General features: G+C 48.1%; 14 protein-coding genes, 1 tRNA gene and 1 rRNA gene. 14 read left to right on the plus strand and 2 right to left on the minus strand.

The window, feature by feature from the left end; genetic code table 11:
- Positions 1–6 precede the first annotated feature (6 nt).
- The 13 genes from rrf (at position 7) to ACFQZE_RS21175 (ending at position 10,869) form a co-directional block, all read left to right on the plus strand.
- Positions 7–123: ribosomal RNA gene (rrf, locus tag ACFQZE_RS21115) — 5S ribosomal RNA — on the plus strand.
- A 477-nt stretch (positions 124–600) separates the two neighbouring features.
- Positions 601–1,794, plus strand: a complete 1,194-nt coding sequence (locus tag ACFQZE_RS21120) for a GNAT family N-acetyltransferase (RefSeq protein WP_379360787.1) — start codon at positions 601–603, stop codon at positions 1,792–1,794.
- 143 nt (positions 1,795–1,937) lie between these two features.
- Complete coding sequence (gene guaB, locus ACFQZE_RS21125) at positions 1,938–3,395, plus strand: IMP dehydrogenase (RefSeq protein ID WP_379360789.1); 1,458 nt, start codon at positions 1,938–1,940, stop codon at positions 3,393–3,395.
- A gap of 205 nt (positions 3,396–3,600) precedes the next feature.
- The gene (locus ACFQZE_RS21130) at positions 3,601–4,890 is read left to right on the plus strand and encodes a serine hydrolase (RefSeq protein ID WP_379361142.1); all 1,290 of its coding nucleotides are present in this window, start codon (positions 3,601–3,603) and stop codon (positions 4,888–4,890) included.
- Between the two features lie 122 nt (positions 4,891–5,012).
- Positions 5,013–5,894 (plus strand): pyridoxal 5'-phosphate synthase lyase subunit PdxS, encoded by an 882-nt coding sequence (pdxS, locus tag ACFQZE_RS21135; protein ID WP_379360791.1) that lies wholly within the window; start codon positions 5,013–5,015, stop codon positions 5,892–5,894.
- 70 nt (positions 5,895–5,964) lie between these two features.
- Complete coding sequence (gene pdxT, locus ACFQZE_RS21140) at positions 5,965–6,549, plus strand: pyridoxal 5'-phosphate synthase glutaminase subunit PdxT (protein WP_379360793.1); 585 nt, start codon at positions 5,965–5,967, stop codon at positions 6,547–6,549.
- A gap of 25 nt (positions 6,550–6,574) precedes the next feature.
- Positions 6,575–7,855, plus strand: a complete 1,281-nt coding sequence (gene serS, locus ACFQZE_RS21145) for a serine--tRNA ligase (protein ID WP_379360795.1) — start codon at positions 6,575–6,577, stop codon at positions 7,853–7,855.
- 153 nt (positions 7,856–8,008) lie between these two features.
- A tRNA-Ser gene (locus ACFQZE_RS21150) sits at positions 8,009–8,097 on the plus strand.
- Between the two features lie 173 nt (positions 8,098–8,270).
- Positions 8,271–8,873 carry a lipoprotein BA_5634 family protein gene (locus ACFQZE_RS21155; RefSeq protein WP_379360797.1) on the plus strand — a complete coding sequence of 201 codons (603 nt, stop codon included), beginning with the start codon at positions 8,271–8,273 and terminating at the stop codon, positions 8,871–8,873.
- A gap of 78 nt (positions 8,874–8,951) precedes the next feature.
- Complete coding sequence (locus ACFQZE_RS21160) at positions 8,952–9,299, plus strand: hypothetical protein (protein ID WP_379360799.1); 348 nt, start codon at positions 8,952–8,954, stop codon at positions 9,297–9,299.
- Positions 9,300–9,311: 12 nt separating this feature from the next.
- A complete protein-coding gene (locus tag ACFQZE_RS21165) occupies positions 9,312–9,488 on the plus strand; it encodes a hypothetical protein (protein ID WP_379360801.1) in 177 nt (58 codons plus the stop codon).
- A 13-nt stretch (positions 9,489–9,501) separates the two neighbouring features.
- Entirely contained in the window at positions 9,502–9,654 is a 153-nt protein-coding gene (locus tag ACFQZE_RS21170) for a small acid-soluble spore protein P (protein ID WP_379360803.1), read from the plus strand.
- Positions 9,655–9,798: 144 nt separating this feature from the next.
- Positions 9,799–10,869, plus strand: a complete 1,071-nt coding sequence (locus ACFQZE_RS21175) for a hypothetical protein (protein WP_379360805.1) — start codon at positions 9,799–9,801, stop codon at positions 10,867–10,869.
- Between the two features lie 95 nt (positions 10,870–10,964).
- Here the strand turns inward: ACFQZE_RS21175 and ACFQZE_RS21180 are convergent, their stop codons facing one another.
- Positions 10,965–11,321, minus strand: coding sequence for a DUF4870 domain-containing protein (locus ACFQZE_RS21180; RefSeq protein ID WP_379360806.1), 357 nt, complete (start codon positions 11,319–11,321; stop codon positions 10,965–10,967).
- Positions 11,322–11,427: 106 nt separating this feature from the next.
- Entirely contained in the window at positions 11,428–11,859 is a 432-nt protein-coding gene (locus ACFQZE_RS21185; protein ID WP_379360808.1) for an NUDIX hydrolase, read from the minus strand.
- Between the two features lie 583 nt (positions 11,860–12,442).
- Between ACFQZE_RS21185 and ACFQZE_RS21190 the strand changes: the two genes are divergently transcribed.
- Positions 12,443–13,378 (plus strand): magnesium transporter CorA family protein, encoded by a 936-nt coding sequence (locus tag ACFQZE_RS21190; RefSeq protein ID WP_379360810.1) that lies wholly within the window; start codon positions 12,443–12,445, stop codon positions 13,376–13,378.
- Positions 13,379–13,408 lie beyond the last annotated feature (30 nt).

The raw sequence follows: 13,408 nt of genomic DNA on the forward strand, positions 1-13,408 counted from the left end.
ACACCGTTTGGTGGCGATGGCGGAGGGGAACCACGCGTTCCCATACCGAACACGACCGTTAAGCCCTCCAGCGCCGATGGTACTTGGACCGCAGGGTCCTGGGAGAGTAGGACGTCGCCAAGCACAGATGACCTACCGTAGATGATACGGTAGGTTTTTTGTTGTGCGTGGGATCGTCCCTCTCACTGCTGGGAGTGTGTCTGGACCCTTTTGATCCGGAGTAGTTCGGTGAGGTGAGTCCGGCTCTAGAGGTGGGGTCAGACGCCGACCGTGATGTAAGCTCGAAGAAGTGAATCATCCGGTGCGGAATGGGCGTCATCAAGCAACTATCATCTCACAGAACATTGTAGAATGCTGCGTTTTTTTAATAAAATAATACCAGATATTGTGGTTGGTATAGCTGCCATTCCTTTAAATATAACCCTTATAAAGAAAACATAAAGCCAAACAATAAGAGCCTAAAGATCACAACAGTTTGCGCCAGAGGCAGTTTTGGTTGTGGGATGATGTCTGTCATGTTAAGGTACAACTATAAGTTAGATAAACAAATGGAATTTTTCATGGATATAAAGAAGAGCATGAAGAAGGAGTAGGATGGATATGGAGAAAATCAGCATTGTCGCTTTGAAAGAAGAGCAGTATGATTCCAGTATCGATTTGTTCCAGTTTGCTTTTCAACGAGTGAAGTCTCCTGAAGAAATTGAAAAAATAAAAGATAGCTTCCGACAAGTTTCAGCTGATCGCTGGGCTGCTATGGTTGACGATAAAATGGCTGCTCAAGCTTGTGTTTTTGACTTGCAAACTTATGTTGGCGGAAAACTGTTTGAGATGGGCGGAGTAGCAGGGGTGTCAACATGGCCCGAGTACAGAAGGCAAGGACTGGTGGAAAAACTTCTCGTTCACTCTTTAATTGAAATGAAGAAAAAAGGGCAAACGTTATCGTTTCTTGCCCCTTTCTCCTTTAGTTTTTATCGTAAATATGGCTGGAGCACTTTTGTAGAAGAGAAATCTTATACTTTGGATGTGAAGCAACTCCCTCCGAGAATGCCGATGCCAGGTAAAGTGGAGAGATTGGACGGGCCAGAACGGTTGTATCCGATTTACGAGCAATTTGCCAGCCGGTATAACGGTTCTTTGAAACGTCTCCCTTTGTGGTGGGAGCAAAGAATCAGCACGAAGGCGCCGAAGCGAATCAACGTATATTCCGATCAAAATGGGACGGATCAAGGTTATTTCATTTACGAAGTGTCAAACCGTGAATTGATAGTGGAGGATTGGGCATTCTTGAACGAAGAGGCTCGCGCCGCTATTTGGACCTTTATTGCCCAACATGATTCCATGATTGAGCGAGTGAAGCTGTCTGTGCCCGTTGATGATATTTTGCCGGACTTATTGCCTGACCCTAGAATTAAGCAGGAAATTGTTCCTTACTTTATGGCTCGGATTGTGGATCTGGAAATGTTTTTGTCCCAATATCCATTCCAGCCGGGGAAAGCTGAACGGTTTAAACTGAACGTAAGCGATGAACATGCCGTTTGGAATTCGGGGCAATGGGAATTGATCATCAACGAACAGGGCGAGGCTAAATTGCACAAACAAACAAGCAATTTTGCAACTGAAGAAAAAGAGGAAAGTTTAAAAGCGGATATCGGCGATTGGACTTCGCTGCTGATGAGCTACCGAACGGGTGAACAATTATCGTCTTTGAACCGTATTCACGGTCCGCTTGAGACGATAAATCGCTTACAATCGCGCATACCCGAACGAACGACTTACCTTCCGGATTTTTTCTGAAGATTGGCAATTTTCAGGCTTGTTTAGAGTAGGAAAACGCGGTATTTAAAGGCATTGGACGAGCCTTGACAGCCCCTACCCCCTCTGCTAATATTGCAATAATATACGCCAGAGGGCATTGAAAATAAGGGAGGAACAAACTCGTGTGGGAAACGAAATTCGCTAAAGAAGGACTAACGTTCGACGACGTTCTGCTAGTTCCGCGCAAATCAGAAGTGCTGCCAAGAGAGGTCAATATCTCCACTAGGTTGAGCAACAACATCAAGCTGAACATCCCGCTTATTAGCGCAGGCATGGACACTGTCACGGAATCTGCTTTGGCGATCGCGATTGCTCGAGAGGGCGGTATCGGTATTATCCATAAGAACATGACTATTGCGCAACAAGCGGAAGAGGTCGATCGCGTAAAGCGTTCGGAGAGCGGAGTTATTACAAACCCATTCTCGCTGATGCCGAACCATCATGTTTACGACGCGGAAGAGCTTATGGGCAAATATCGGATTTCCGGTGTGCCTATCGTCGACGACGAGAAAAAGCTGGTCGGCATTTTGACCAATCGGGATCTTCGTTTCGTTCACGACTACTCCATTAAAATTAGCGAAGTCATGACTCGCGAGAGTCTGGTAACAGCTCCAGTCGGCACGACGCTACAAGAGGCGGAAGTGATTCTTCAACAACATAAGATCGAGAAGCTTCCACTTGTTGATGAAGAAAATACGCTGAAAGGCCTTATTACGATTAAAGATATCGAGAAGGCGATTCAATTCCCTAACGCAGCTAAAGATTCCCAAGGAAGATTGCTTTGCGGTGCTGCTATAGGCATTTCCAAAGATACGCATGACCGCGCGGAAGCGCTCGTGAACGCAGGGATTGACGTGCTTGTCGTTGACTCGGCGCACGGACATCACATCAACATTCTTGATGCGGTTCGCAAGCTTCGTGAAGCTTACCCGGATCTTACAATTATCGCGGGCAATGTAGCGACAGGCGATGCGACAAGAGACTTGATCGAAGCAGGGGCATCGGTAATCAAAGTAGGTATTGGACCGGGCTCGATCTGTACGACTCGCGTTATCGCGGGTATCGGCGTTCCGCAAATTACAGCCATTTACGATTGCGCTTCTGTCGCAAGAGAATATAACGTTCCGGTTATTGCGGACGGTGGGATTAAATATTCCGGTGATATTACAAAAGCGATTGCCGCTGGCGCCAGCGCCATTATGATCGGCAGCTTGTTCGCAGGCACATCGGAAAGCCCGGGCGAGACGGAAATTTTCCAAGGCCGTAGCTTTAAAGTATACCGCGGCATGGGCTCGCTAGGCGCTATGAAAGAAGGCAGTAAAGACCGTTACTTCCAAGAGAACGAGAACAAGCTTGTTCCGGAAGGAATCGAAGGCCGCGTTCCTTACAAAGGGCCTCTTGCAGATACGGTTCATCAATTGCTTGGCGGCTTGCGTTCCGGCATGGGCTATTGCGGCACTTCATCCCTTGATGAACTGAAGAACGATACTTCTTTCGTACGGATCACAGGTTCCGGTCTGCGCGAAAGCCATCCGCATGATGTTCAAATTACGAAAGAAGCGCCAAACTACTCTCTATAATAAGCCCGGAAGCGGGATATCGGCCAGACAGCCAAAAGCCTTTGAGGCCAATGCTGTCTGGTTTTTTGCATAGAAAAAGGGTCTAGGCTGGATGAGGGAACTCTCATTCTCTGGGAGAAGGGGAGAGGTTTAATTGTAGTGTTCTCCTATGTTACAATTAAGTTCGGATAATTCAATGGAAAAGGGGAAAAGGACAGTGAAAGTAATGGGAAGGCCGGTTCGATTGTTGTCGGTCATAGCTGCCAGTTTGGCGTTGTGGGTGGCTGTGTTGTCGCTGAGCGCAACAAGCGCTTTGGCAGTGGGGTTTGACAATAGGCCCAGTACGGTAAATGATCTGGGTTTGCAAGTGAAATCAGCCGTTCTTATGGAAGCGGAATCGGGACAAGTGGTGTATGAAGTCAATCCGGACGAGCCGTTGCCGATTGCGAGCATGACGAAGCTAATGACAGAGTATATCGTTTTAAGAGAAATCAAAAATGAACGAATGAAATGGGAAGATGTCGTAACCGTACATCCGGTAGCTGCAGATACCGATCGGTCGGAATCGCAAATTTATTTGGCGGCTGGGGATCAGCACACGGTTAAAGATTTATATATAGCAATGGCGGTTGGATCGGCCAACGATGCGACCAAAGCGCTTGCCATTCAAGTGGCGGGCAGCATTGAAGCATTTGTCGAGAAGATGAATGCAACGGCCGATGAATTGGGACTGAAAACGGCTGTATTTACAAGCGTTACAGGGTTTGAGAATACGACGGTGATGTCGGCGGGAGATATGGCGAGGCTTGCTCGTCACATTTTGGTGGAGCATCCCGAGTTTCTGGAGTATTCGAGCATTCAGGACTATAAGTTCCGCGAGCGCGATACGGCGCCTATGATCAACTTTAACTACATGCTAGGATCGAACGTAAACAAGATTTCCCTTAAGCATTTGGCTTATGAAGGCGTAGACGGCATGAAGACAGGTTTCATCAACGCAGCGGGATACAATTTCACGGGCACCGTGAAAAAAGGCGATATGCGCTATATCAGCGTTGTTATGGATACAAGCACGAAAGATGCCCGTTTTTACGAAACGGCCAAGCTTTACAATTATGCATACGCCACTTTTGAGAAAAAGACCGTTCTTCCGCCTAAATCGGTTGTCGACACGGTGAAAACAGTCAAAATTAAAAAAGGCGTCAAAAAGTCGGTTCCAGTCGTGACTGATAAAGATATCACTTTTATGGTGAAAAAAGGCGTGGAGCCGAAAATTTCCATGAAAGGGATGGAGCTGCTGACGGAAAAAGAGCTTGTAGCTCCTATTGCCGCAGGAACGAAGGTTGGTACGGTCACTTATACGTATGCCGATGAGTCGACAGGCAAAAATTTAGATTACACAGTAAATCTGGTGACGACGGTAGAGGCGGAAAAAGCGGGCTGGTTTAAGCTGTTTTTCCGAGGAATCGGCGATTTCTTCTCCAACTTGTTTAACAGCATACTTGATTTGTTCTAAATCCGAGCAATCCGCATGGAATCAAGGGTTGTCGATTACCCGCAGTTCCTGTAAAATCTATGGTTAGAACAACTGCGGTATAATCATCATTCCAATGGATGAATAATAGGAGGAAATGACAGATGGAAACAGGTACTTCGCGTGTAAAACGCGGCATGGCAGAAATGCAAAAAGGCGGCGTCATCATGGACGTTATGAACGCCGAGCAAGCGAAAGTGGCGGAAGCGGCAGGCGCTACTGCAGTTATGGCTCTTGAGCGCGTTCCTTCCGATATCCGCGCGGCAGGCGGCGTAGCCCGCATGGCCGATCCGACAATCGTTGAAGAAGTAATGAAAGTCGTTTCCATTCCAGTAATGGCCAAAGCTCGTATCGGCCACTACGTTGAAGCTAAAGTGCTGGAATCGATGGGCGTAGATTACATCGACGAAAGCGAAGTACTGACTCCAGCTGACGAAGTTTTCCACATCAGTAAACACGAATTTACGATTCCGTTTGTTTGCGGAGCCAAAGACCTTGGCGAAGCGCTTCGCCGTATTCAAGAAGGCGCGGCAATGCTGCGTACAAAAGGCGAGCCAGGAACGGGCAATATCGTAGAAGCTGTTCGTCACCTTCGTTTGATCAACGGTCAAATCCGTAAAATCCAAGGTTTGTCGAAAGATGAGCTTTATCACGAAGCGAAGCTTCTGGGCGTACCATACGACCTTCTTCTCGGCGTTCACGAGAGCGGCAAGCTGCCAGTCGTTAACTTCGCAGCAGGCGGCGTAGCGACTCCTTCCGATGCGGCACTTATGATGCACCTAGGTGCTGACGGCGTATTCGTAGGCTCCGGCATTTTCAAATCGGACAGCCCTGAGAAGTTCGCGCGTGCAATCGTAGAAGCGACAACTCACTACCAAGATTACAAGCTGATCGCGGAAGTATCGAAAAACTTGGGTACGCCAATGAAAGGCATTGAAATTTCCAAGCTGAACGCTTCTGAGCGTATGCAAGACCGCGGTATCTAATATAAGCACTCATGCTGAGCCGGTCATGCCTTCGGGCTGGCCGGCCTTTTAAAGGATGGCGAGCATAACGATGAAGATTGGTGTACTCGCGCTTCAAGGCGCTGTAGCGGAACATATTCGAAGCTTGGAAGCGGCGGGCGCGGAAGCGGTCGCCGTTAAACGAATCGAGCAGCTCGATGAACTGAACGGGCTTGTCATCCCGGGCGGCGAAAGCACAACGATTGGCAAACTCATGCGCAAATATGGTTTTATGGAAGCTATTCGCGATTTCTCAGCGAAAGGCAAACCTCTATTTGGCACATGCGCCGGCTTGATCGTGCTGGCTGATCGTATCGAGGGGCAAGAAGACGCCCATTTAAAGCTGATGGACATGACGGTAGCGCGCAATGCTTTCGGACGCCAGAGAGAAAGCTTTGAAACGGATTTACCCGTAAAAGGGATAAATGAAACAGTGCGGGCCGTTTTTATACGTGCGCCTCTTATCAAGTCGGTCGGAGCGGGCGTTGAAGTGTTGTCCACTTATAACGATGAGATTGTAACGGCCAGACAAGGCACGCTGCTAGCGGCTTCTTATCACCCGGAACTTACGGATGACTACCGTCTTCACTCCTATTTCCTGGAGATGGTGAAGGAATCGGCGGCCGCAAAAGCGTAACGGATTAGAGAGGAGCATAAAGATCGTGTTAGATGTTAAAATTTTACGGACGGAATTTGAAAGAGTAGAGCAAGCGCTCCGCAACCGCGGCGCTTCGCTTGATTTGATTGCCGGCTTCCCGGAGCTTGACCATAAGCGCCGCGAAGTGATCCAAGAGACGGAGGCGCTTAAAAACCGCCGCAATACCGTTTCGCAGGAAGTGGCCAAGCTGAAAAAGTCAGGCGGCGACGCGGAAGCTCTCATTTTGGAAATGCGCGAAGTTGGAGACCGCATTAAAGTGCTGGATGACGAATTGCGCGAGCTGGATGTACAGGCTGAGCAGCTGTCGCTATGTATTCCAAACATTCCGAACGAAAGCGTGCCTGTTGGCGCTTCGGAAGAAGAAAATGTGGAGCTTCGTCGTGTAGGCGAAGTGCCTCAGTTTGGCTATGAGCCAAAGGCGCATTACGATATTGCGCATGAGCTGGGCATTTTGGACTTTGAGCGCGCGGGCAAAGTAACGGGCTCCCGCTTTACGTTCTATCGCGGACTGGGCGCAAGGCTTGAACGCGCTCTGATCAGCTTCATGATGGATCTGCATAGCGATAAGCACGGGTATGAGGAGATTTTGCCTCCGTACATCGTTAACCGCGACAGCTTGATTGGCACTGGGCAATTGCCTAAGTTCGAAGAGGATCTGTTCAAGCTGGTGGATACCGACTACTACTTGATTCCAACCGCGGAAGTGCCAGTAACAAATATTCATCGCGACGAAATTTTGGATGCGGAGCAGCTTCCGAAAAACTTCGTTGCGTACAGCGCATGTTTCCGCTCTGAGGCGGGCGCTGCGGGCCGCGACACACGCGGGCTCATTCGCCAGCATCAATTCAACAAAGTGGAGCTGGTCAAGCTTGTAAAGCCTGAGGAGTCCTATGCGGAGCTGGAGAAGCTGACAAACGATGCGGAGAAGGTACTTGCGCTGCTTGGCTTGCCTTACCGCGTATTAGCGCTTTGTACGGGAGATATGGGCTTCACCTCGGCGAAGACGTATGATCTTGAAGTGTGGATTCCAAGCGCCAATACGTATCGCGAAATTTCGTCTTGCTCCAACTTCGAGGATTTCCAAGCCCGTCGTGCAGGTATCCGTTTCCGTCGCGAGCCGAAGAGCAAGCCTGAATTCGTTCATACGCTGAACGGCTCGGGACTGGCTGTAGGCCGTACGGTAGCGGCTATTTTGGAAAACTTCCAGCAGGAGGACGGCTCGGTCGTCATTCCGGAAGTGCTGCGTCCATACATGGGCGGCGTCAGCGTCATTCCCGTCGGCTAAATGTCTGTAGACCTTTTCTAGCGAGATTGAGTTACAGGCGTTGCAGCAACAGTATGAAACCATGCCTTCTATTGAATTGTCTGCCACAGGTCGAAAAAACTTGATTATCATTTTTGACCTGTGGTAGAATATACTTTGTTACACCTTTTATGTGGAGAGGTACCGAAGCGGTCATAACGGGGCGGTCTTGAAAACCGTTAGGGTGCAAGCCCACGTGGGTTCGAGTCCCACCCTCTCCGCCAGTTCAATTAAACATGATGAATCCCGAACGATTGCCGTTCGGGATTTTTTGCGTTGTCGTCTTACAATAATGTAAGCGGCCTGTCATGAAGATAAATGGTTCGTAAGGCGCCACTGTACTAAACTGTTGTTAGTTGCAACAGCAGCCATTATATAGAGAACAGGGGAGAACATAATGATGAAGAAAAAGAAGAACAGTGCGGCCAGACTAGCGGGGCTTATTGCGGCGACGTTGCTTGCCGGTTCATTGATAGCCGGATGCGGCATGTTTTCGAAAGCGAACGGAATTATTTTGTACGGAGAGAAACAGCAGGTGGAGGATATGCTCATTCGGGAAAAAAACCTTCTGAAAGACAATGATATTTATACAGTTAAGCTTGTTGAGGAGAAGGATGAAAAAAGAACGCTTGTTTTGGATGACAAGACAGCTAAATTGTTGATGGATAAAAAATTGATTCGGCAAGTGATCAAGGGGGACAAAACGGAGGCCATATCCAAGCTGCCTGAATTAACGGATGAAAAAGGGGTTCTTTTTGCAAAGGAAAAGAAGGAAGGGGTAGAGACGGGAGAGAAAGTGCTTCCAGCGACGTATGGGGGCAATGTTGTGATTGGCGACGGGCGCTCCTATGCGGATCAGTTTTTAGTCGTAACAGAAGCGGCTTGGGATGAAGCGGCCGGCACTGAAAAAACGATGGGCGTTCTGCATTACGAAAAAGACCCAAGCAAAAAAATGGGCACGTACAATGTGGAGAAAAATCAGCTTATCCAAATCCGGTAATAGCGTGGGCAGCAGGCAGGGCTATGCATAAAAGGGAAGTCGCCTCCGCATCTTAAACGGTGTGGAGGTGCTATACTTATGGCTAAATCAGACGAGCTTAGAGTAGATCCGGAGCAGCTTGCCGAAGCTTGGCAAAGGACGCTTTCGGAGACGCTAAATAGCTCCGACCGATGCGAGGTGCAGCGTGACGAAGCGGACGACAAGGCGCTGCGCGTAACGATCCGCTCGGCGGGACATCAAATGTATGAGATTGATTTTAAAGTGGCTTATGTAGACAGCCGCGAAGTCAGGGTAGAACTGGTCGATGTCGAAAAAGACGGCGTCGCAGTGGACGAAAGAACGGATATTTTGCAGCAGCTCATACATGACTACCAAAGACATCTGCATGAATGCGCCCAGGCGCTCCAGCAGTTGACTCATGCTTAAGGAGCGAGGAAGATGACGAAAGCAAAGGGCACAGCGGACAAAAACTTGAGCAACGTAGTAGAAGCGCTGGAGACGGAGCCGGTGAACAGTCATCAAGCTCAACAGCTTCAGCAGGACAAGAACGACCGGAGGCATCAAGATTCCATTAACTTTGATCAGCCTTCCGATCTGAAAAATCAGCACAGCTGAGGAGGATATGGCGATGAGCAAACCAAAAAGCGTACCGGTTCCAGAGAGTGTGCCTCATAATGAGAAAAAGAGGCAGGATGATGGCGGCGGCTTGCAGGAGCCGTTATCCGGTTCGAAAAAAACGAAAAACCAGAATCATGTGGATCATCACAATCCGCAAGGCTAACCGATTGCGACGCGTGAGCGGGGCTGCTCCTGGAAGTCTGAATGGACCTTCGGGGCAGCCCCGCTTTTGCGCCGCCTTCTAAACAGCCTTCAATTATTATAAAATAGAGTTGCGAGCAAAAATGATAGTGGAGGTATCCAGTTCATGAAACAAGCGCAACGATTCGTACTCATCACATCTATTATGCTTCTTCTTGTTATGATCATCGGCTGCAGCTTTCAGTCCGAGCCGAAAAAAGCGCTGCTAGCAGCCACTTTAAAGACGATGGATGCTAAATCCTATAAAATGTTGATGACGATAGGGTTGGATAAATGGGATCTTCCGCCGAACACCGAAGTAAAATCGCAAGGCTTATCAACTGCGCTGATAGCGGGCATTTTGAAAGACGCTACTATTAAGGCGGATGTTCTCTATTCGAAGGAGCCTTCGCTGCGGACCGACATAAAAATGGATGTCACTTTGCCTAGCCTGCTTGATACAAAGTTGTCTGTGCCTATGATTATGACGGACAAAAAGCTGTATATTCAGCTCCCGTCCATTCCGCTTGTAGGCTTGCCGGAATCGGCGGTTGGAAAATATATTGTGGTGGATTTGGAGGAGCAGGCGAAACAAGAAGGCCGGGAGGCGGCAAGCTTTAATGCAGCGGAGCAGTTGAAGCTTGTTCAAGAGCTGTCGGGTGCGGCCTTAAAGCATTTTGACGAAAAGACTTATTTCAAAGAAGTGAAAGCTGCGGATGCGAGCTTGCCAGAAGGTCTTAAAACGGATCAAATCGTGCATTTCTCTATAAATGAAGGCAATTATTCGGGAACCGTCGAAACGGTGGTCAACAAAGTGCTGCCGGAAATGCTGGAGCTTGTCCTTTCCAATGACGCCTATCTAACGGCACTGCAAATTAAAAAAGCCGATGCGGAAAAGTGGAAAAGCGAGCTGGAGACGGATAAAACGGGAGTACTGAACATTTTGCAAAACGATGTAAAAGTACATGCGTTTGACCTGACTGGAGCGATCAAAGGAGGCTATCTTGTTTATCAGGCCGGCAAGTTTGATGTCGATGTGAACGATAAGCAAAGCGGCCTCACTACAGGCATGGGCTTTACCTTTGCCAGCGAATATGTTGATTTCGGCAAAGAAATCAAGTTTGAACAGGACATTCCCGCAGATGCGCTGACACCGGAGCAGTTCAAGGAACTAATTGGTGCCGCGACAAAGCTGTAAAATCAAAAAACCCGCTTTCTTCAGCGAGCTCTGCCGGGACTAGCCGGGGTAAGCTTGATGGAAGGAAGCGGGTTTTCGTTTAACGACGCTGTCTCTTATTTGAAAAAGCGGATAGTCAGCGGGTAACGGTACAGGACGCCTTGGTTGGCTTTAACAGAAGCCAAAATGACGAAGATAATCCACAGAATGCCGATAATAGCGAGCAATACAAAGCCAATGACAATGAGGCAAAGGATGCCGGCAACGATCGAATAGATCAAAAAGCTGATTTGGAAATTGAGCGATTCCTTGCCATGTGCATCCACGTATGGGGAGCGGTCTTTTTTGATAAGCCAAATGACAAGTGGTCCGAGAACCCAGCCAAAAGGTACGATGAAGCCGCTCAGCGAAATCAGGTGGCAAAGCATGCCGAAAGTCAGGTCTTCTTTTGAAGCGGGATAAGGTTGGTTCATAGGTAAAGTCCTCCTCAGTGTAATGTGAAAAACGACGCCATTATCGGTTTAGTATATGCAGTCGGCTATTCCGTTTATGGCGATAAAAATTTGTGACGCTTAGCGCTTACCAACCAATGCTCTCGAACCACATGGATTGGTGGTTGTGCTGAACTGCGGTTTTGATATAAGGGATCACGTTATCCGGCAGCTCGTCCAGAGGAAACCATTCCAGCTGCTCGCATTTGTGAGGCTCTTTATTGACCAGCTCACCGCTCCACGCATGGACCAGCAGGTGGAAATCGATCCATTCCGACTCCTTGTTTTTGCGATGAATGACTCCTACTATTTCAAGGTCGTCGGGCGAAATATCGACTCCGGCTTCCTCGTTAGCTTCCCTAATGGCCGCGGCTTTCACTTCCTCTCCGCCATCTATTCTCCCGGCTACAACGCTCCAGCTGCCATCCTCAAACCCGGTGTTTTTCCTTTTTAGCAGCAGAACTTGATTTTCCCGATAGAACAAAAGGTGAACGGCTCCGTAAAATAAAGGTTTCTTCATTGGGTGTTCTCCTGACTGACAATAGAAGCATTCTGCACGATGAGGTTCAGCTCTTGTCAAAATAATGGTCTAATCTGCACTCTTAGACAATCTGCGTATCTATTATAACAAAAATTTGTCGGTTTGCGGATTGAGAAAGCCAGAAAAAGAAAAAATTGACACTGTTTTATTTATCGTTTATGCTCCTTAGGAATCAAAAGCGAATCGGCTTTCATATAGGGAGACATGCAAGCGGGAATGAGACGTAAAGGACAGAGACAACTCTCTCTGAATATCGGAGATAGTTTTTTTGGCATGTCTACTTGCGCAGCTGGAAATACGGGCGGTCCCGAGGAGGAACGGTCGTCATGCCTGAGCCATATACTACCTGTACATTGCCCGAGCCGCTCGAAAAAAGCAGGCTTAGGCAGCAGCGTGCTGTAGGACGAAATCTTATTTTATAAGGGAGGTGGCATGTTTTCAAGAGCGAACCGGATAGGCCCCAGAAAACTTTGAATTGGATATTTAGACATGGATGGCTAGGCGACGCTTGCGCGGCATGCCGCCTATGCGTTGTCGTGGGCCCGTGAAAGGGTGAAAGACAATGCTGACAATTTTAAAAACGGACGCTTCCGGCAAAACCAATGCCATCACTAACCTGGAGAAGGGCAGCTGGATTCATTTGACCAACCCTTCCGAGGGGGAGAAGCTGCGGCTGGTGACGGAGCTGGATATTGATTTAGACTTTTTGCAGGATGCTTTGGATGAGGAAGAAACGGCGCGGATCGATAGGGACGGCAATCGGGTTATGCTGTTTGTCGATGTGCCTTTTGTGGCGAGGGAAGGGGAGAAAACCGTTTATACGACGGTGCCGCTTGGCATTTTGGTAATGGAGGACTTTATCGTTACGGTTTGCCTGGAGGATACGCCAGTCATTAACGAGTTTTTGCAGGGCAAGGTTAAAACCTTTCATACGTTTATGAGAACGAGGCTTGTTTTGCAAATTTTGTCTTACACCTCTATTTTCTATTTGCAGTATTTGAAAAAAATTAATAAACAAATGGACGCGCTGGAGATGCATTTGCGCAAAGCAATGAAAAATAAAGAGTTGATTACGTTGCTGCAACTGCAAAAAAGTCTTGTTTATTTCTCTACGTCGTTGGAGACGAACAACTTATTGATCGAGCGGCTGTTCAGCGGCCATTTTTTGAAAATGTACGAGGCGGATAAGGAGCTTTTGGAGGAAGTGACGGTCGAAATTCGCCAAGCGATCAAAATGGCTGAAATTTATACCGCTATTTTGGGAAATATAATGAGCTGCTTTGGCTCCGTCATCTCCAACAATGTCAATCATGTCGTGAAGCTGCTGACGGCCATTACTATCGTAATTACGCTGCCTATGGTGATCGGGACGTTTTATGGCATGAACGTGGAGCTTCCGATGCAGCATAATCCTCATATGTTTACGATTATCATGATTATGTCCGTTGCTATTACGATTATAACGGCGCTGCTTTTTTGGCGAAAAAAGTATTTCTAAACGTTTCTCGCCCCTCATATCATCTGATGT

This window comes from Paenibacillus sp. GCM10027627, assembly GCF_042675505.1.
Taxonomy (GTDB): Bacteria; Bacillota; Bacilli; order Paenibacillales; family Paenibacillaceae; genus Pristimantibacillus.

Coding starts and splice junctions, on each gene's coding strand:
- ACFQZE_RS21120 (WP_379360787.1), top strand. CDS start 601: ATGGAGAAAATCAGCATTGTCGCTTTGAAAGAAGAGCAGTATGATTCC.
- ACFQZE_RS21130 (WP_379361142.1), top strand. CDS start 3,601: ATGGGAAGGCCGGTTCGATTGTTGTCGGTCATAGCTGCCAGTTTGGCG.
- pdxS (WP_379360791.1), top strand. CDS start 5,013: ATGGAAACAGGTACTTCGCGTGTAAAACGCGGCATGGCAGAAATGCAA.
- pdxT (WP_379360793.1), top strand. CDS start 5,965: ATGAAGATTGGTGTACTCGCGCTTCAAGGCGCTGTAGCGGAACATATT.
- ACFQZE_RS21155 (WP_379360797.1), top strand. CDS start 8,271: ATGATGAAGAAAAAGAAGAACAGTGCGGCCAGACTAGCGGGGCTTATT.
- ACFQZE_RS21160 (WP_379360799.1), top strand. CDS start 8,952: ATGGCTAAATCAGACGAGCTTAGAGTAGATCCGGAGCAGCTTGCCGAA.
- ACFQZE_RS21165 (WP_379360801.1), top strand. CDS start 9,312: ATGACGAAAGCAAAGGGCACAGCGGACAAAAACTTGAGCAACGTAGTA.
- ACFQZE_RS21170 (WP_379360803.1), top strand. CDS start 9,502: ATGAGCAAACCAAAAAGCGTACCGGTTCCAGAGAGTGTGCCTCATAAT.
- ACFQZE_RS21175 (WP_379360805.1), top strand. CDS start 9,799: ATGAAACAAGCGCAACGATTCGTACTCATCACATCTATTATGCTTCTT.
- ACFQZE_RS21180 (WP_379360806.1), bottom strand. CDS start 11,321: ATGAACCAACCTTATCCCGCTTCAAAAGAAGACCTGACTTTCGGCATG.
- ACFQZE_RS21185 (WP_379360808.1), bottom strand. CDS start 11,859: ATGAAGAAACCTTTATTTTACGGAGCCGTTCACCTTTTGTTCTATCGG.
- ACFQZE_RS21190 (WP_379360810.1), top strand. CDS start 12,443: ATGCTGACAATTTTAAAAACGGACGCTTCCGGCAAAACCAATGCCATC.